Source organism: Streptomyces sp. NPDC052036 (assembly GCF_040680495.1).
In the GTDB taxonomy this organism is placed as follows: Bacteria; Actinomycetota; Actinomycetes; order Streptomycetales; family Streptomycetaceae; genus Streptomyces.
The window spans coordinates 132387-150012 of sequence record NZ_JBFAWW010000011.1 but is presented as its reverse complement, the minus strand read 5'-3'; the positions used below and the strand labels follow the sequence as shown (position 1 = coordinate 150012).

Annotated in this window: 17 protein-coding genes; 7 read left to right on the top strand and 10 right to left on the bottom strand. The window is 71.8% G+C overall.

Annotated elements, in window-relative coordinates:
* Window positions 1–16: 16 nt before the first annotated feature.
* The 4 genes from AB0L95_RS17945 to AB0L95_RS17930 are packed head-to-tail and all read left to right on the top strand — an operon-like array spanning window position 17 to window position 4065.
* On the top strand, window positions 17–775 hold the full coding sequence (locus AB0L95_RS17945) for a response regulator transcription factor (protein ID WP_365162709.1): 759 nt from the start codon (window positions 17–19) through the stop codon (window positions 773–775).
* A gap of 8 nt (window positions 776–783) precedes the next feature.
* Window positions 784–1140: a hypothetical protein gene (locus AB0L95_RS17940; RefSeq protein WP_365162632.1), complete on the top strand. Its 357-nt coding sequence runs from the start codon at window positions 784–786 to the stop codon at window positions 1138–1140.
* A gap of 10 nt (window positions 1141–1150) precedes the next feature.
* Entirely contained in the window at window positions 1151–2863 is a 1713-nt protein-coding gene (locus tag AB0L95_RS17935; RefSeq protein WP_365162631.1) for a cation acetate symporter, read from the top strand.
* The gene (locus AB0L95_RS17930) at window positions 2860–4065 is read left to right on the top strand and encodes a histidine kinase (protein ID WP_365162630.1); all 1206 of its coding nucleotides are present in this window, start codon (window positions 2860–2862) and stop codon (window positions 4063–4065) included. Before AB0L95_RS17935 ends, AB0L95_RS17930 begins: the two co-directional genes overlap by 4 nt.
* A 33-nt stretch (window positions 4066–4098) precedes the next feature.
* Here the strand turns inward: AB0L95_RS17930 and AB0L95_RS17925 are convergent, their stop codons facing one another.
* The 7 genes from AB0L95_RS17925 to AB0L95_RS17895 form a co-directional block, all read right to left on the bottom strand.
* A complete protein-coding gene (locus AB0L95_RS17925; protein ID WP_311691433.1) occupies window positions 4099–4257 on the bottom strand; it encodes a hypothetical protein in 159 nt (52 codons plus the stop codon).
* Between the two features lie 13 nt (window positions 4258–4270).
* Window positions 4271–6106: a protein kinase gene (locus tag AB0L95_RS17920; RefSeq protein ID WP_365162629.1), complete on the bottom strand. Its 1836-nt coding sequence runs from the start codon at window positions 6104–6106 to the stop codon at window positions 4271–4273.
* A gap of 4 nt (window positions 6107–6110) precedes the next feature.
* Window positions 6111–7640, bottom strand: a complete 1530-nt coding sequence (locus AB0L95_RS17915; RefSeq protein WP_365162628.1) for a PASTA domain-containing protein — start codon at window positions 7638–7640, stop codon at window positions 6111–6113.
* Between the two features lie 209 nt (window positions 7641–7849).
* Window positions 7850–8800 (bottom strand): cytochrome c oxidase assembly protein, encoded by a 951-nt coding sequence (locus AB0L95_RS17910; protein WP_365162627.1) that lies wholly within the window; start codon window positions 8798–8800, stop codon window positions 7850–7852.
* 140 nt (window positions 8801–8940) lie between these two features.
* A complete protein-coding gene (locus AB0L95_RS17905) occupies window positions 8941–9966 on the bottom strand; it encodes a 6-phosphofructokinase (RefSeq protein WP_365162626.1) in 1026 nt (341 codons plus the stop codon).
* Window positions 9967–10199: 233 nt separating this feature from the next.
* Window positions 10200–10928, bottom strand: a complete 729-nt coding sequence (locus tag AB0L95_RS17900; RefSeq protein WP_365162625.1) for a glutamine amidotransferase — start codon at window positions 10926–10928, stop codon at window positions 10200–10202.
* Window positions 10929–10947: 19 nt separating this feature from the next.
* Window positions 10948–12186: a MurT ligase domain-containing protein gene (locus tag AB0L95_RS17895; protein ID WP_365162624.1), complete on the bottom strand. Its 1239-nt coding sequence runs from the start codon at window positions 12184–12186 to the stop codon at window positions 10948–10950.
* 142 nt (window positions 12187–12328) lie between these two features.
* Between AB0L95_RS17895 and def the strand changes: the two genes are divergently transcribed.
* Complete coding sequence (def, locus tag AB0L95_RS17890) at window positions 12329–12865, top strand: peptide deformylase (protein ID WP_365162623.1); 537 nt, start codon at window positions 12329–12331, stop codon at window positions 12863–12865.
* Window positions 12866–12963: 98 nt separating this feature from the next.
* Here def and AB0L95_RS17885 read toward each other — a convergent pair whose 3' ends face one another.
* The gene (locus tag AB0L95_RS17885; RefSeq protein WP_365162622.1) at window positions 12964–13608 is read right to left on the bottom strand and encodes a TetR family transcriptional regulator; all 645 of its coding nucleotides are present in this window, start codon (window positions 13606–13608) and stop codon (window positions 12964–12966) included.
* Window positions 13609–13797: 189 nt separating this feature from the next.
* Between AB0L95_RS17885 and AB0L95_RS17880 the strand changes: the two genes are divergently transcribed.
* On the top strand, window positions 13798–15024 hold the full coding sequence (locus AB0L95_RS17880) for an acyl-CoA dehydrogenase family protein (RefSeq protein WP_365162621.1): 1227 nt from the start codon (window positions 13798–13800) through the stop codon (window positions 15022–15024).
* Window positions 15025–15152: 128 nt separating this feature from the next.
* Here AB0L95_RS17880 and AB0L95_RS17875 read toward each other — a convergent pair whose 3' ends face one another.
* The gene (locus AB0L95_RS17875; protein WP_365162708.1) at window positions 15153–15674 is read right to left on the bottom strand and encodes a cupin domain-containing protein; all 522 of its coding nucleotides are present in this window, start codon (window positions 15672–15674) and stop codon (window positions 15153–15155) included.
* Window positions 15675–15688: 14 nt separating this feature from the next.
* Complete coding sequence (locus tag AB0L95_RS17870; RefSeq protein ID WP_365162707.1) at window positions 15689–16819, bottom strand: type III polyketide synthase; 1131 nt, start codon at window positions 16817–16819, stop codon at window positions 15689–15691.
* Window positions 16820–16952: 133 nt separating this feature from the next.
* On the opposite strand from AB0L95_RS17870, the gene AB0L95_RS17865 reads away from it, so the two are divergent.
* On the top strand, window positions 16953–17621 hold the full coding sequence (locus AB0L95_RS17865; protein WP_365162620.1) for a transcriptional regulator: 669 nt from the start codon (window positions 16953–16955) through the stop codon (window positions 17619–17621).
* The last annotated feature ends 5 nt before the right edge of the window (window positions 17622–17626 follow it).

Below are 17626 nucleotides of genomic sequence, written 5' to 3'. Positions count from 1 at the left end.
CCTACACTCCACGTTCATGCTGCGCGCCCTCGCCGTCGACGACGAACGCCCTTCGCTGGAGGAGCTGGTCTATCTGCTGCACGCCGATCCGCGGATCGGCAGCGTGGAGGGCGCGGGCGACGCGACCGAGGCGCTGCGCCGTATCAACCGCGCCCTGGAGTCCGGGCCCGGCGGCCCCGACGCGATCGACGTCGTCTTCCTCGACATCCATATGCCGGGGCTCGACGGCCTGGAGATGGCCCGCTTGCTGACCGGCCTCGCCGAGCCGCCGCTCGTCGTGTTCGTCACCGCCCACGAGGGATTCGCCGTGCATGCCTTCGACCTCAAGGCGGTCGACTACGTCCTCAAGCCCGTGCGGCGCGAGCGGCTCGCGGAGGCCGTGCGCCGGGCCGCGCAGCTGCGCCGGACCGCACCGCTGATCCCCGTCCACGAACCCGACCCCGACCACATCCCGGTCGAGCTGGGCGGCGTGACGCGGTTCGTGCCCGTCGAGCACATCACCCATGTGGAGGCACAGGGCGACTACGCCCGACTGCACACCTCGCAGGGCAGCCACCTCGTCCGGATCCCGCTGTCCGCCCTGGAGGAGCGCTGGCGCGGGCGCGGCTTCCTCCGTATCCACCGCCGCCACCTCGTCGCCTTACGGCACCTCGACGAACTCCGCCTCGACGCGGGCACGGTGAGCGTCCTCGTAGGATCCGTCGAACTCCAGGTCAGCCGTCGGCACGCCCGCGAGCTGCGCGAGGTGCTGATGCGCCGGACCGCGAGCCGGTGAGGAGCGGCGTGCCCCAGGACCCCACCGAGCGCCGGGTCGTCGTCACCGGGCCGCCCCGGCACACCCGCCGCGCCTTCGGCTACTCCCGCCCGCGGACCGAGATCGACGAACAGACCACCCTCGGCCACACCTACGTCCGCTCCCTGATGCGCAGTCAACTGCGCGCCTCTCTCACGGTGTTCACCGTGCTCGTGCTGCTCGTGGGCCCGCTGCCCCTGGTCTTCGCCGCCACCCGCAACAAGGGGCTGGAGTGGGCCGTCCTCGGCTTCTGCCTCTACCCGCCGCTGGTCCTGCTCGCCCGCTGGTACGTGCGTCGCGCCGAACGCAACGAGAAAGACCTCGTGCGTCTCGTCGAGGACCGCTGAGGCGCGGCCCGTGAACCAGAACTACGCCGTCCCCGCGGTCGCCCTGGTCGTCCTCGCGACCGTTCTCGTCGGCGCCTTCGGCCTGCGGGTCTCCCGCACCACCTCGGACTTCTACGTCGCCTCCCGCACTGTGGGCCCCCGTCTCAACGCCGCCGCGATCAGCGGCGAGTACCTCTCCGCCGCCTCCTTCCTGGGCATCGCCGGACTGGTCCTCGTCCAGGGCCCCGACATGCTGTGGTACCCGGTCGGCTACACCGCGGGCTATCTCGTACTGCTGCTGTTCGTGGCCGCCCCGCTGCGCCGCTCCGGCGCCTACACCCTGCCCGACTTCGCGGAGGCCCGGCTCGCCTCGCAGCAGGTGCGCCGGCTCGCCGGGGGTTTCGTCGTCGGGGTCGGCTGGCTGTATCTGCTGCCCCAACTCCAGGGCGCGGGGCTCACCCTGGCCGTGCTGACCGGCGCGCCCGAGCCGCTCGGCGGGGTCCTTGTCGCGGTGGTGGTCGTCGCGACCGTCGCCGCGGGCGGCATGCGCAGCATCACCTTCGTCCAGGCCTTCCAGTACTGGCTCAAGCTCACCGCGCTGCTTGTCCCCGCGCTGTTCCTGGCGGTGGCCTGGCAGGGCGACGGCGCGCCGCGCGCCGTGTTCGCGGAACCCCCGGCCTTCCGCGACCAGCGCGTCGTACGCATCGACGACACCCTCGACCTGCGGCTCTCCGGCCCGCTCGCGGTCACCGCCACCGGCACTGTCGACGGCCGGCGCTACGCGGCCCAGCGGGTGCGGCTCACCGCCGGCGTCCACCGCATCGGACACGGCACCCGGCTGACCTTCGACCCGGGCGACCGCGTCCCCGCCCCCGTCACCGACCGCGGCGGAGGCATCTCCGCCCCGCCCGACTCCGGCCGCGAGGAGCGCCCCCTGTACGCCACCTACGGACTGATCCTCGCCACCTTCCTCGGCACCATGGGGCTGCCGCACGTCGTCGTCCGCTTCTACACCAGCCCGCACGGGGTCGCCGCACGCCGCACCACCGTCGCGGTACTCGCCCTGATCGGCGTCTTCTATCTGCTGCCGCCCGTCTACGGCGCGCTGGGCCGGCTCTACGCCCCCGAACTCACCCTCACCGGGAACGCCGACGCGGCCGTGCTGCTGCTGCCCGGCCGGATGACCGGCGGTCTCGGCGGGGACCTGCTGGGCGCCCTGGTCGCGGGCGGGGCGTTCGCCGCGTTCCTGTCCACCGCTTCGGGCCTGACCATGGCGGTGGCCGGGGTGCTCACCCAGGACGTTCTGCCGACGCGGGGCGTGGGGCACTTCCGGCTCGGCACGCTGCTGGCCATGGCGGTGCCCCTCGTGGCGAGCGTCCTGGTGGGCGGGCTGCCCGTGGCCGACGCGGTGGGACTCGCCTTCGCCGTGTCCGCGTCGTCGTTCTGCCCGCTGCTCGTGCTGGGCATCTGGTGGCGGCGGCTGACCCCGCCGGGCGCGGCGGCCGGGATGGTGGCCGGCGGCGGCTCGGCGTTCGTCGCCGTCGCGCTGACCATGGTGGGCCACCCGGCCACCGGCACCGCGCACACCCTGCTCGCCTGGCCGGCACTCTGGTCCGTGCCGCTGGGATTCCTCACCATGGTGCTGGTGTCCCTGGCGACACCGGGCCGGGTACCGGCCGGGACGGCCGCGATCCTGGCCCGGTTCCATCTGCCCGAGGAACTGCGCGCGGAGGCGGAGGCATGAGCGGTTTTCTCGCGGGCCTGTGCGTGGCCGTACTCCCGCTGCTGGCCGCCGGGTTCTGGCTCGGGCGGCGCACCGCACGCCCCGAGACCCTCGGCGGGCTCGGCACGCCCGTCGAGCACGCCACGTTCCAGACCCTGCACACCGCCTCCCTGGCCGCCCCGCCCCTGCGCGCCGGGCTCACCGAGGAGACCGCCCGCAGGTCCGCGCGGCGGCTGCGCACCCTGCTCGGCACCGACGCCCTCTGCCTCACCGACCGGGAGTCCGTGCTGGCCTGGGACGGTGCGGGGGAGCACCACCGGGACGAGGTGCTCGGGCGGTTCGCCGGCCCGCTGGAGAACGGCCGGGGCGAGGCCTTCCGTCTTCACTGCGACGCCCCCGACTGCCCGCTGCGCTGGGCCGTCGTCGCCCCGCTCACCGTCGACGACCGGGTGCACGGAACACTGGTCGCCTGCGCGCCCCGTGAGTCCGCGGTCCTCGTCCGGGCCGCCGGCGAGGTCGCCCGCTGGGTCTCCGTACAACTGGAGCTGGCGGACCTCGACCGGTCCCGAACCCGGCTCATCGAGGCCGAGATCAAGGCGTTGCGCGCCCAGATCTCCCCGCACTTCATCTTCAACTCGCTCGCCGTGATCGCCTCGTTCGTGCGCACCGACCCCGAGCGCGCCCGCGAACTCCTCCTGGAGTTCGCCGACTTCACCCGCTACTCGTTCCGCCGGCACGGCGACTTCACCACGCTCGCCGACGAACTGCACGCCATCGACCAGTACTTGGCGCTCGTCCGGGCCCGCTTCGGCGACCGGCTCTCGGTCACCCTGCAGATCGCCCCCGAGGTGCTGCCGGTCGCCCTGCCGTTCCTGTGCCTCCAGCCGCTCGTCGAGAACGCCGTCAAGCACGGGCTGGAGGGCACCGCCGACAAGCGCCACATCAGCATCACCGCCCAGGACGCGGGCGCCGAGGCCGTGGTCGTCATCGAGGACGACGGCGCCGGGATGGACCCCGGTCTGCTGCGCCGCATCCTCGCCGGGGAGGCCGGGCCCTCCGGCGGCATCGGCCTGTCCAACGTGGACGACCGGCTGCGCCAGGTCTACGGCGACGGCCACGGGCTCGTCGTCGAGACCGCCCCGGGCGCGGGCATGAAGATCACCGCCCGGTTGCCGAAGTACCAGCCGGGAGTGCACTCGGCCGGGCGGCTGCCCCGGCTCTGAGAGCCGCGAACAAATGGGGCGCCCGGCCGAACCTCACGCGTCGCGGGTCAGGACCATGGCGAGGGTGATCAGGCCGAGTACGACCCAGCCGAACCACAGCCAGCCACTGCTGCCGAGCGCCACCGTGTAGGCCGTCACCACGACGAGCCCACCGACGGTCAGCACTCCCATCGTCTTCGTGGAACCGGGCATCGCAACACCCTCCTCATGGTTCGTCCTTCCCCATGGTGCCCCCGTTCTGCCGACGCACGGTACATACGACCAGATGAGTTCGGGACGCCCATGCGGCGTTTCCCGTCCAGGAGGCGGCCGTATAGCGGTTCGGGTCATAGCCGTGGTCCTTCGGCGGCACGTCCCGCGCGCACGCCTCGTCCGACAGGCCCTTCGCCTTGGCAAGGGTGATGTCCGGGGCCAGCCGGGTGAAGCCGAGCACCCGCTGGTCGTGCGGCCCGGCGCAGGAGACCAGCTGTGCCGCCGACCGGGACGGGGCGTCCAGACAGTCCTGTTTCTGCATGTTCGCCGTGTCCACGAACCTCATTCCCGGCTTGCGGCGGTCGCCGAGCGGCCCGTAGACCGGCCCGTGCGCGCCGAGCACCAGACACGCGGTGCGCCGCCCGGCCGCCGCGAAGCCCGAGCCGGTCGGGACCACCGCGTAACTGCGGACGTCCGCGAGCTTCCCGCGGATCTCCCGGGTGCGCTGCTCGCACAGGGCGGGCCCCTGTCGGCGCGCCTCGTCGGCGGACGTGCCGTTGACGAGGGCCATGACCTGCCCGTCCGGGCTCGCGTCGGCGCAGCTCGGATCCACCGTCAGCCGCGGAGGGGCGCCCTGGAACGGGCGCCCGGGCCAGACGGCGACGACACAGTCGCCCTCTTCGAGCGGTCGGCTGAGCGCGACGGACTTCCCGTACGGTGCCGCCGTGCCGCCGGACGCCGCGCGGTGCACGGCGTACCAGACCCCGCCCAGCGCGAGGACCAGCCCGAGGACGCAGGCGACCAGGGCCCGCACGACGTGCGCGCGCCGCGGATGCGGCTCGCTGCGGGCGAGTGGCTGGCCGACCCCCCCTTCCTGTCCGTACGAGGCGGTGGGCGCGGTGGGCGGCCCGGGCCGTGCCCAACCGGTCGGCGCGGCTCCCACGGTGGGCGCCAGGTCGACCCGGGTGCGCGGATGCGGTCGCGGGGCGCTGACCGCGGCCAGCGCGGCCGCGGTGTCGGCCGCCGTGATCCGCTGCGCCGGGTCCTTGGCCAGCATCGCGGACAGCAGTGGCGCCAGCGCCCCGGCCCGGAGCAGAGGCCGGGGGTCCTCCAGGACCACCGCGGTGACCTCCGCGAGCTGTGTGTCGCGTTCGAAGGGACCACACCCCTCCGCCGAGAAGTACAGCGTGCAGCCCAGCGAGAACAGGTCGGCGGCGGCGGTCGGGGGCCCGCCCGTGGCGCGCTCCGGCGCCAGATAGCCCGCCGTCCCGACCAGCGCGGAGGCCAGCGTGTGCCGGGTCTCGGCCGCGTCCGGCTGCACCGCGATGCCGTAGTCGGTGAGCAGGACACGGGCGTACGGGGTGCCGGAGCGATCGGGCGCCAGCAGGATGTTCGCCGGTTTCACGTCCCGGTGCATGACGCCCCGCTCGTGCCCGGCGGTGAGCGCGTCCAGCACGGCGAGCCCGATGCGCGCGCACTCGGCGGGGGCGAGGGGGCCGTGCCGGTGGACCCGCTCGCGCAGGTCGAGGGCGCCCGGCACGTACTCCATGACGATCCACGGCAGACCCTCGTGCTCCAGTACGTCGTGCACGGTCACCACATGAGGGTGGCCGCGCAGCCCGGCCGCGTGGCGGGCCTCCGCGCGGGCACGGGCGACCCGGGCGGTCCGTTCCTCGGTCGCCTCGACCTGATTGCGGAACGCCACCTCCTTGAGGGCGACCTCGCAGGCCAGCCGCTGGTCGTGGGCGCGCCACACCTGGCCCATGGCCCCGCTGCCGAGCCGGTCGAGCAGACGGTAGCGGTCGGCGATGACCCGGCCCACTCCGGACTGCGGTGTTCCTGCTGCCATCCCTTCACTCCCGAATCCAGGTCGTGCCGGTCGTGGGCGAGGCGCCTGCCCCGCCCGTCATGGCGGAGGTCGGGCGGAGGGCTGTGGGGGAGCTGCCCGCCGTGGCGGAGGCCGGGCCGCCGTGGGGCGTCGTAGGGGAGATGCTTCGGGCGGTCGGGGACGAGCCGTCTCCGGACGTGGGGGATGAGTGGGTCGACGGGGACGAGCGGGTTGTCGGGGAGAAGCGCGGGGCCGAGGGCGAGCCGCCTCCGGCTGTCGGGGAGGAGCGGGCCGACGGTGACGAGCGGGCGGTCGAGGACGAGGCCCCTCCGGTTGTTGGCGACGAGTGGCCCGACGGTGACGAGCGGGCCGTCGAGGACGACCCCCCACCGGCCGTCGAGGACGAGTGGCCCGACGGTGACGAGCGGGACAGGGACGGTGACGACGAGCCGCTTGACGTCGGTGTCGTCGGCGGCGGAGAGGAGACCCGCCCGCTGTCGCTCGGCGTGGCCGAGGAGGCGCCCGACTTCCTCGGCGTCGGGCTGCCGGGCGACGGGGAAGAGGTCCCGCCGCCGGTCCGACCCCGGCCGGTGCCGCCGTCGGTCGGCCCCGCCCTTCCCGTCTCCGACGAGTCGGAGGCGCCCGGTGCCTGGGGGCCGTCTGTCTCGCCCATGTCCACCGACAGCGTCACATACCCTCCGAACGCCAGCTCGGTGCCGGGTCCGGGATCCGAGCCCGTGACCGCCGCGTCGTCGGGCGGCGCGCCCCGGCCGGCGTAGGCGACCGCGAGTCCCTCGGCCGTGAGCCGCCGTACGGCCTCCGCGTACCGCAGTCCCGTCACATCGGGCACCTTGTGCCGTACCCGGGTGTCGAAGGAGGAGTCGTGCCCGCCGGCCGTGCCCACGGGCCGGTCGAGCCCCCGGTCCGGGTCGTCGACGTCGACGAGCGCGAGCCGGGTCAGCCGCTTCGGGGCCGGGTGGATCACCACCACGGAGGCCGGGTCGTACCCGGCCCATTTCTCGTCGGCGCCCTCGAACTTGACGGAGACACGGGTGGTGTCGCCCCGGAAGGGGCGCAGCGGATTGCCGCAGGAGCACTTCACCGTCGGCTGCCCCCGCTCGTCCGCCAATACCGCGATTCCAGCCTGGAGCAGGGAGTCGAAAGGTGTGGCCTTGCCCTTCTTGAAGTCGTGATTCTGTACGAGGGTGTCGTGACGCAGAAGGACGGGTGTGAGCCGGTCCAGATAATCCGGGATCTCCGGCTGGACAATACCCTCGACCTGCGCCCACACCTTGGCCTTCGGGTCGTTCCGCGGATCGGTGAGGAATTCCTTCAGCCGGGCGACGTCACAGACCGTCGGGGTGCGTGAACCGCCGTAGAGCCCCGGTGTGTCGCCCGCCTGCAGGCCGCCGGGTGCCCGGCCCGCCCGGACGGTGGTGTCGCGGCCGAGACCGCTGCGCTCGTCGAAGAAGGGGGCGAGCGACGGAACCCCCGCGGCGACGGCCTTCACCGCGTACAGCTGTGTGTTTCTGCCGCATCCGCTGAGGATCAGCACGACGGCCAGAAGTAATCCGATCCTCCGGATCGCTGATTTTCCGGTCCTTCGCAGGAATACACGACGTGTCATCACCGCTCCCCCCGGCGGTCCCCCTGTGCCCTGCCGAGCGGAGGCAGGGCGCCGGGCACCAGGTTACCGAATGCGGGAGCATTTCAGGCGGCTTGAAAAGACTTGGAAGAAAAGGGAATTCAGCGCTGTGGCGGAACTCAGTGGCCGCGTGTGTTGAGTGAGGCCAGATAGGCGTTGTATGCCGCGAGTTCCTTGTCGCCGTCGCGGTCCGCGGCACGGTCCTGTCGCTTGGCCTGCCGCTGTTCCGAGCGGTACCACTGGAACAGCAGCGCGAGAAGCACCAGTACGGAGGGGACCTCGCTGAACGCCCAGGCGATGCCGCCCGCCGAGGTCTGGTCCGCGAGGGCGTCGATGCCGAGCGAGGCGGGCGGGTGCCGGTAGGTGTCGACCATCGGCGTGGACGCCATCATCAGCGCGATCCCGAAGAACGCGTGGAACGGCATGCCCGCGAACAGCTCCAGCATCCGCATCAGATAGCCGGGGCGGTGCGGACCGGGGTCGATGCCCATGATCGGCCAGAAGAACACCACGCCGACGGCGAGGAAGTGCACCATCATCGCGATGTGTCCGGCCTTGGACTGCATCAGGAAGTCGAAGAGCGGCGTGAAGTACAGCGCGTACAGGCTCGCGATGAACAGCGGGATCGTGAACGCCGGGTGGGTGACGACCCGCACATAGCGGCTGTGCAGCAGCATCAGCAGCAGTTCGCGCGGCCCCTTGCGGCCGCGGCCCGCCGTGGGCAGCGCGCGCAGCGCCAGCGTGACGGGGGCACCGAGCAGCAGCAGGATCGGCGAGAGCATGCTGATCACCATGTGCTGCACCATGTGCACGCTAAACATGACCATGCCGTAGTCGTTCAGCTTGGTGCACATGACCAGCAGCACCGTCAGCACACCGATGACGTACGACACGGTCCGGCCCACGGGCCACTTGTCCCCGCGCCGTACCAGCCGGGCCACGCCCCATCCGTACAGCCCCAGTCCGACCAGGCAGGCGACGAGGAAGAACGGGTCGGCGGACCATTCCAGGCCCCTCCCCAGCGTGAACGGCGGCAGATCCATGGTCATGCCGTGCCCGCTGTGATCCATCCGCCGGCTCCTGATTCGTGGGGGTTGTGCGCTGTCTGTCCGCACCAGAGTAGAACCGCCCCCGGTCGCCGCTGCGACCGGGGGCGGACTCTCCGACTCCGTACGCGATCAGTCCCGCACCGCACAAGACCGGTCCCGTGCTACAGCACGCACTCGGCCTCGGCGTACCTGTCCTCCGGCACCGTCTTCAGCGTCTCCACGGCCTCCGCCAGCGGCACCGTCACGATGTCCGTGCCGCGCAGCGCGGTCATCTTCCCGAACTCGCCGCGGTGCGCCGCCTCCACGGCGTGCCAGCCGAAGCGGGTGGCGAGCACGCGGTCGTACGCCGTCGGCGTGCCACCACGCTGGACATGCCCGAGGATCACCGGGCGGGCCTCCTTGCCGAGCCGCTGCTCCAGCTCGATGGAGAGCTGGCGGGCGATGCCGGCGAAGCGTTCATGGCCGTAGATGTCCTTGCCGCCCTCGTCGAACTCCATGGTGCCCGGCTTCGGCTTGGCGCCCTCGGCGGCCACCACGATCGCGAACCGCTTGCCGGCGTCGAACCGTGCGCCGACCCGCGCCGTCAACTCCTCGATGTCGAAGGGCCGCTCCGGCACGACGATCGCGTGGGCGCCCGCGGCCATGCCGGAGTGCAGCGCGATCCAGCCGGTGTGGCGGCCCATGACCTCCACGATGAGCACGCGCTGATGGGACTCGGCGGTGGTCTTCAGCCGGTCCAGGGCCTCGGTCGCCACGCCCACGGCCGTGTCGAAGCCGAAGGTGACGTCCGTGACGGCGATGTCGTTGTCGATGGTCTTGGGTACGCCGACGATCGGCAGCCCGTTGTCGGACAGCAGCCGGGCCGCCTTGAGCGTGCCCTCACCGCCGATCGGGATGATCGCGTCGATCCCCAGTTCCTCGACGTGGCCCTTGGCCCGCTCGACTCCGTCCCGCAGATGCTCCGGGCGCACCCGGGAGGAGCCGAGGATCGTGCCGCCGCGCGCCAGGATGCCGCCCACGGCGTCGAGGTCGAGCTTGAGGTAGTCGCACTCCAGAAGGCCCTTCCAGCCGTCCCGGAAGCCGATGACCTCGTCGCCGTGGTCGGCGACGGCGCGGTGCACGACGGACCGGATGACGGCGTTCAGGCCGGGGCAGTCGCCGCCGGACGTGAGGACACCAATGCGCATAGCCCGAAACAACCTTCTCCACGTGAGCCGGGACCGGACCACGTTGTCCGGCTCGATCCCCGCCAGCCTACCGGCGGCGGGGGGCGGGGCAGCACTGTGCGTCCGCCTGCTGGACGCACCCGCTCACCTGTGCGGACGAGGTGCCAGACGGGCCGGTTACGCCCGGAGGACCGAAGGGCGTACGGACCGCCGGGCGGCCTCCGCAGCAGCGCTTCGGGAGCGCTTCGCCGGGGCTAGGCCGGCTGCTGCGCGGCCGTGATCCGCTCGTTGCGCAGCGCCTCGTACCAGCGGTCGTCGACCGGCGGCAGGGCGTTGACGTCGAGCGCCAGCTTGAGCAGCAGGTCCGCGATCAGCGGGTTGCGCGCGAGCACGGGACCGTGCATGTACGTACCGAAGACGGTCCCGTTGTACGCGCCCTCCGTGCCGTCACCCGTGCCGTTGCCGTTGCCCAGCCGCACCTGCGCGAGCGGGCGGGCGTTCGGACCGACGTGCGTCACGCCCTGGTGGTTCTCGAAGCCGGTGAGCTGGGGCAGGCCCAGTTGCGGGTCGATGTCCCCGAGCACGTCGCCGACGCACCGCTCGCCCTCGCCGCGCACCGAGACCACGTCCAGCAGGCCGAGGCCCGGCTCGCGCTGCCCGAGGTCGTTGATGAACTCGTGGCCGAGGATCTGGTAGCCGGCGCAGACGGAGAACACGATCGCGCCGTTCTCCACGGCCCGGTACAGACCGCCGTCACGGCGCAGCCGCTCGGCCGCGAGCCGCTGCGGACGGTCCTCACCGCCGCCGATCAGATAGATGTCGCCGGACGTCGGGATGGGCTGGTCGCTGCGCACGTCGAGCCGGGCCACGTCCAGGCCGCGCTGGCGGGCCCGGCGCTCCACCACGAGCGCGTTGCCCTGGTCGCCGTAGGTGCTCAGCAGGTCCGGGTAGATCCACACCAGACGCAGGCTGTTGTCACTCATCGATGATCGTCCTTCGTGGTCAGTTGCCGACTCGGCGGCGCAGGTCCTGGAACGCGGTGTAGTTCGCGATGACCTCGATCCGGCCCGGCGGAGCGAGCTGGACGGCCTGGTCGAGGTCGTCGCAGACCTGGAAGGACTGGTTCGCGACCTCCAGGCGCACGGCGAGGTCCAGCTTCCGGTCGCCGACGACGAAGATCGGGTGGCCGGTCAGTCGCGTGTAGTCGACGTCCCACAGCCAGGAGGTGTCGGTGCCGTCCGCGCCGCGCGCGTTCACCGACAGGATCACCGGGGTCGGCGGCGGGTCGATCAGGGAGAACGTCTCCAGCCAGCCGGCCGGGTTCTTCGCGAGCAGCAGACGCAGGTCGCGGCCCTGGAACTGGACGACGTCGTAGCGTCCGGCCACCGCCTGCACCTGGTACATGCGCTCCAGCGCGACCTGCGGGGGCACGCCGAAGACGGCGGCGACGGCGGCCGAGGTGGCGGCGTTGGCCTTGTTGGCGCGGCCCGGCAGCTGGAGGTGGATCGGCCAGGCGGAGCCGTGCGGGTCGAGGACGTGGTCACCCGAGAGCACCCAGGACGGGGTCGGCCGGCGGAAACCGCACTCGCCGCAGAACCAGTCGTCGCCGGGGCGCTGCATCACACCGCCGCAGGAGGGGCAGGACCAGGCGTCGTCCTTCCACATCTGGCCGGCCGCGACCCAGATCACATTCGGCGACGACGAGGCGGCCCACACGACCAGCGGGTCGTCGGCGTTGGCGACAATCACGGCCTTGGAGCCGGCCAGGCCCTCACGCCAGTTCTCGGCGAGCATCCGGGTCTCGGCGGCGCGGTCGAGCTGGTCGCGCGAGAGGTTGAGCAGCGCGATGCACTTCGGGTCGGTGTCCCGGGCGACGCCGGCGAGGTACTTCTCGTCGACCTCGATGACACCGAACTTGGCGTCCGAGCCGCCGGCCAGCGCCGAGGTGATGCCGGCCGGCATGTTGGCGCCGAGCGCGTTGGAGACGACCGGGCCGGCGGCGCGCAGTGCCTCCGCGATCAGCCGGGTGGTGGTCGTCTTGCCGTTGGTCGCCGAGACCAGGATCACGTCCAGGTTCTGGGCGAGCCGGGCGAGCAGATCGGGGTCGAGTTTGAGTGCCACTCGGCCGCCGATCACCGATCCGCTGCCGCGCCCCGCGGCGCGCGATGCCGCAGCGACCGCCTTGCCCGCGGTCACGGCCAGCTTGGCCCGCGGCGTCAGCGGGTCCGAGTTGCCTGCCATCAGTTCTCGATCCTCCTTGCATACGGCGCCGCGCCCAGTCCCGGCAACGTGTGGACCTCAGCCTATCGAGATCCGTTCACGCGCCCGAACCGCGGCACCACCCCGGCGCCCACGCGACCCTGACGACCGTACCCTTGCCGCCATGCGACACCGTTTCATCCCGGGTGCCCGAGGGCGCGTCCGGCCCCTCACCCTGCTCGGCGACCGGGTGCTGCGCACCCCGGGCGCGGAGGTCACCGACTTCGGCCCCGAACTGGCCCGTCTCGTCGAGGACATGTTCGCCACCATGTACGCCGCGCGGGGCGTGGGGCTGGCGGCGCACCAGATCGGCGAGCCGCTGCGGGTGTTCGTGTACGACTGCCCGGACGACGACGAAGTGCGCCATCTGGGACATCTGGTGAACCCGCGGCTCGTCGAGGCGGACGGTGTGGTACTGCGCGGACCGGAGGGCTGTCTGTCCGTGCCGGGCCTGGAGGCGGGCACGGAGCGCTACGACCGTGCCGTCGTCGAGGGCCGCACGATGGACGGCGAGCCGGTGCGGGTGGAGGGGACCGGGTGGTTCGCCCGGTGCCTGCAGCACGAGTGCGACCATCTCGACGGCAGTCTCTACGTGGACCGGCTCGGCGGCTGGCGGCAGCGCAAGGTGATGCGGCAATGGCGGCGCAGGGCGCCCCGTTAGGGAAGCGCCCGCGCCATCCTCCTCCACCACTACGACCACGACTAAGACGAGCCGTCGGGCGGCGGGGACCTCGTAACCCGGACCTCGTAACCCGGACCTCAGAACCCGGGTCCTCCGACGCGGTCCCCGGCGGCCGCGAGCCGCCCCCACAGCAGGTCCGCCAGGCTCCGCACCAACTCGGCCCGGGTGCAGGGCCGCTCGCCGAGCCACCAGTCGCCGGCCGCGTGCATCATCCCGACGATGCCGTGTCCCCACACCCGGGCGAGCTGATGGCTGCCCGGGCCGAGGTCCAGTCGCTCCTCGATGAAGACGGCCAGCTCCTCGCCCATGCGGCGCAGCACCGGGATGGAGTGCCGGCCGGTGTCGAAGCCCTGGTCGCTCTGTGAGCCGCCCTCCGCCGGATGCATCAGGAAGCGGTAGACCTGCGGTCGTGCCTCGATGGCCGCGAGATAGGTGTCCAGGGTGGCCTCCACCCGCTCCCGCCGTTCGGCCGGGGCGTCCAGCGCCGCCCGCAGCGAGTCGAGCAGCGCGTCCGTGTGGCGCTTGGCGAGCGCGGCGTACAGGCCGCCCTTGTCGCCGAAGTGTCGGTAGAGGATCGGTTTGGTGATGCCGGCCTCGGCGGCGATGGCGTTCATCGAGGCCCCGGGGCCGTCGCGCAGCACCACCCGGTCGGCGGCCTCCAGCAGCTCTCGCCGTCGGCGGTCGGCGGACCGCTGTTGCTCGGTCCGCTGCGTGGTGTCCATGATCTCTCCCCACCCGTGCTGTATCGGTGACGCCTGCGCAAACTAACACTGAAAGGCGGGTCAGTATCGAACGAGCTGCCGACCGCCCGTCGTGGAGGACCGCTACGGCCTGGGAGTTGACTTCTCCTACTGGTGAGTAACAGACTGAAGTTACCGCAAGTAACAGGCTGGCGCAGTGCTGGAGGGGACATGGCCGAGTTCACCATGGAGCTCAACGACGAACAGAAGGAGGTCCGGGACTGGCTGCACGGCTTCGCCGCCGATGTGATCCGCCCCGCGGCCGCCGAATGGGACGAGCGTGAGGAGACTCCCTGGCCGGTCATCCAGGAGGCCGCCAAGGTCGGCATCTACTCCCTCGACTTCTACGCCCAGCAGTACTTCGACGCCACGGGCCTCGGCATCCCCATGGCGATGGAGGAGCTGTTCTGGGGTGACGCGGGCATCGCGCTGTCGATCGTCGGCACCGGACTCGCGGCCGTGGGCGTCCTCGCCAACGGCACCGAGGAGCAGATCGGCACCTGGATCCCCCAGATGTACGGCGACACCAACGATGTCAAGGTGGCCGCCTTCTGCTCCTCGGAGCCCGACGCCGGCTCCGATGTCGCCTCCATGCGTACGCGGGCCGTGTACGACGAGGCCAAGGACGAGTGGGTGATCAACGGCACCAAGACCTGGGCCACCAACGGCGGCATCGCCAATGTCCATGTCGTGGTCGCGGTCGTCGACCCGGAGCTGGGCTCCAAGGGACACGCCTCCTTCATCATCCCCCCGAACACCCCGGGTCTCGCCCAGGGCCAGAAGTTCAAGAAGCACGGCATCCGCGCCTCGCACACCGCCGAGGTGATCCTCGACAACGTCCGCGTCCCCGGCTCCTGTCTGCTCGGCGGCAAGGAGAAGCTGGACGAGCGCCTCGCCCGCGCCCGCGAGAAGGCGAAGGCCGGCGGCGACCGTGTGAAGAACGCGGCCATGGCCACCTTCGAGGCCTCCCGCCCGGCCGTCGGCGCGATGGCCGTGGGCACCGCCCGGGCCGCGTACGAGGTGGCGCTCGACTACGCGCGGACGCGCGAGCAGTTCGGTCGGCTGATCATCGACAACCAGGGTGTCGCCTTCCAGCTCGCGGACATGCGGACCCAGATCGACGCCGCCCGGCTGCTGGTGTGGCGGGCCTCGTGGATGGCGGTCAACGGCAAGCCGTTCACGGCGGCCGAGGGCTCCATGTCGAAGCTGTTCGCCAGCGAGACGGCGAAGAAGGTCACCGCGCAGGCGATCCAGATCCTCGGAGGCAACGGCTACACCCGGGAGTACCCGGTGGAGCGGATGCACCGCGACGCGGCCATCTACACCATCTTTGAGGGCACCAGCGAGATCCAGCGGCTGGTGATCGCACGTACGCTGTCGGGAATGCCGATCCGGTAGTGCCGCCCCTGCCTGCCTGCCTGCCGGCCGGTCCCGTGCCCGCCACGCCCACTGCGTCGTGGCGGGTGTCGCGCCGTCAGCTCCTGGAGGGTGCCGTCGGCGCGGAGAGACGCACGCCGGGGTCCGGCTCACCGGTGTCTGAGCGGTGTGAGCTGCTCGATGTCGTAGCGCCTGCGCAGCGCCTCGATCGCCTCCTGGTCCGGCGGACCCCCGTCCGCGAGGATCTCCAGCAGTTCCTCGAAGTAGCGTTCGTGATCCGGCGGCGGAGAGGCCTGGAAGAACATCTTCGCGGGGGTCTCCGTCGGGTTCGCGAACGCGTGCGGGCAGCCCGGCGGTACGACGATGACTGTGCCCGGAGTCGCTCGCACCACCCGGCGGCCCGACCGCGACTCCCACTTCTGCCAGCGGTCGGGGGTCCGTACCCGGGGCTCGAAGGCCAGCACGTCCAGCTCGCCCTCCAGGACGTAGAACAGCTCCTCGCTGCGGGTGTGGACATGCGCGCCGACGTCGAAGCCGGGCGGCACGATCACCTCGAACGTGGATGCCATGCGCGAGTGCGAGCCGGTCACCTTGAACGTCACATGCTGCGCCGGCGTCCGTACGACGCGGCCGTGGCCGGGCGGTACGAACAGCCCCTCGGCCGCCGACACCCTGTCGGTCGTCGTCACGTTCCGTTCTTCCCGTTCCCGGAGACATGCCAGCGGCCCAGGGCCATCTCCGCCGTGATGCCTGGTCCGAAGCCGGCCAGCAGGCCCCGCGCCGTGTGATCGGCGCCGCCCGCCTCGAAGAGCCGGCGCAGCGCGTCCAGGACGACCGCGCTCGCGATGTTGCCGTACTCGGTCAGCGTGGCCCGGCTGAACCGGAACGCCTCCGGCGGCACCCGCAGGAACTTGCTCAGGTCGTCCAGAATCCGCGGACCGCCCGCGTGGATGATATAGAAGTCCAGGTCAGAGGCGTCCCAACCGTGCTGGCGTGCCAGCTCCTGCAGGGCCGGGGCGAGGGGTTCCATCGTGGTCGGCACCCGCTTGTCCAGCAGGAAGTGGAATCCGGTGGCCCGGACGTCGTACGCGATCCACTCCTCGGTCTTGGGGATCAGATACGACCCGTTGCGCTCCAGCCTGACGCCGGTGCCGCCCTTGCCGCGGACGACGGCGGCCGCGATGCCGTCGCCGAACAGGCCGTTGGACAGCAGCGAGCCGACGCCCAGATCGGTGGGCTGGTAGCACAGCGAGCAGAACTCGCAGGCCACGATGAGCGCGTTGCCGTCCGGGTAGGCCCGGCAGAAGTCGTGCGCCCGGTTGATGGCGGCGCCGCCCGCGGCGCAGCCCAACTGGGCGATGGGTATCTGCCGGGTGTCGGTGGCGAAGTCCATCGCGTTGATCAGCCACGCGGTCAGCGAGGGCATCATGAACCCCGTGCACGACACGTAGATGATCACGTCGATGTCCGTGGTGAGCAGCTCGGCGTCGTCCAGCGCCCGCTGGACGACCGCCGGCACCCGGGCCTTCGCCTGGGCCTCGTAGAGATTGTTGCGCTCCTCGAAGCCGGGGTGCTTCAGGGTCTCCTCGATGGGCTGCACGATGTGCCGGGTACGGACCCCGGTGTTCTCGATCAAGCGAAGCGCCAGCGGGAGTTGGGGGTGGTCCGCGTGGCGGGAGCGTGCCAGTTCGAGTGTCTCCTCCATCGTGATCACATACTCAGGAACGGAAACCGCGGGTCTGCACAGAGTGGCCATGGAGCGCGCCTTCTTTCGCCTTGGCGGGGGACTCGTCGTCCCCCGGCGGAAGGGGTTCACCCGTATGAGGGCTTCACCCACGATGGCCCGGCGGGGCTGCGATATCTCGTCGGGTTACTCCGCTTCAGTGATGTACGCACAGTGACATTCCGGGCATGCTCGGTGAGTCGGACGAGGCGGAGGAGGGGCGCCGATGGCGCGCACGGCCAGGGAACTGCTGCAGGAGGCCGCCCGGAAGCTCGCCCCGGATCCGCACGCCAACCGGTTGCTTCCGCTGATCGCCCGGGGCGCGGCCCAGCCGGCCACCCTCGCGGCGCTCGCCCTCGAACAGCGGGAGGTGATCGCCGCGGACCGCAGGGCGTTTCTGCATCTGTCCGGGCGGTCGCGGGACGAGCCCGCGAGCGCGGCCTTCTTCATCGCACTTGCGGAGGGCGAGGTCGTGGCCGAAGATCGTCTGGGTGACTTCGCCGCGGTCTGCCGGGCCGGCGAGACCGCGAACACCTACGAACCGCCGGCGGACTGCCAGGGCTACCCGGCCTACGTGGCCTGGCTCGCCCTGAACGGGGAACCGGCCGACGTCGTCCTGGCTCTGAGCGCCAACTTCGCGGCCTGGGGCGGCTACTGCGCGTCCATCGCGCAGGCGCTGCGCCACCACTACGGCTTCGACGACGCGGCCTGCGGCTTCTTCGACTACTTCGCCGAGCCGTCACCGGACCTGCACCGCAGGGCCGAGGAGGCCGTGCGGGAGGGCCTGGACACCGGCCGTCTGGACGAGGACCGCGCCCATCGCTACGGCCGACTGCTCCAGGGGTACGAGACCCGGTTCTGGCACGCCCTGTGGGAACTGGACGCGCGCACCTGACCGGC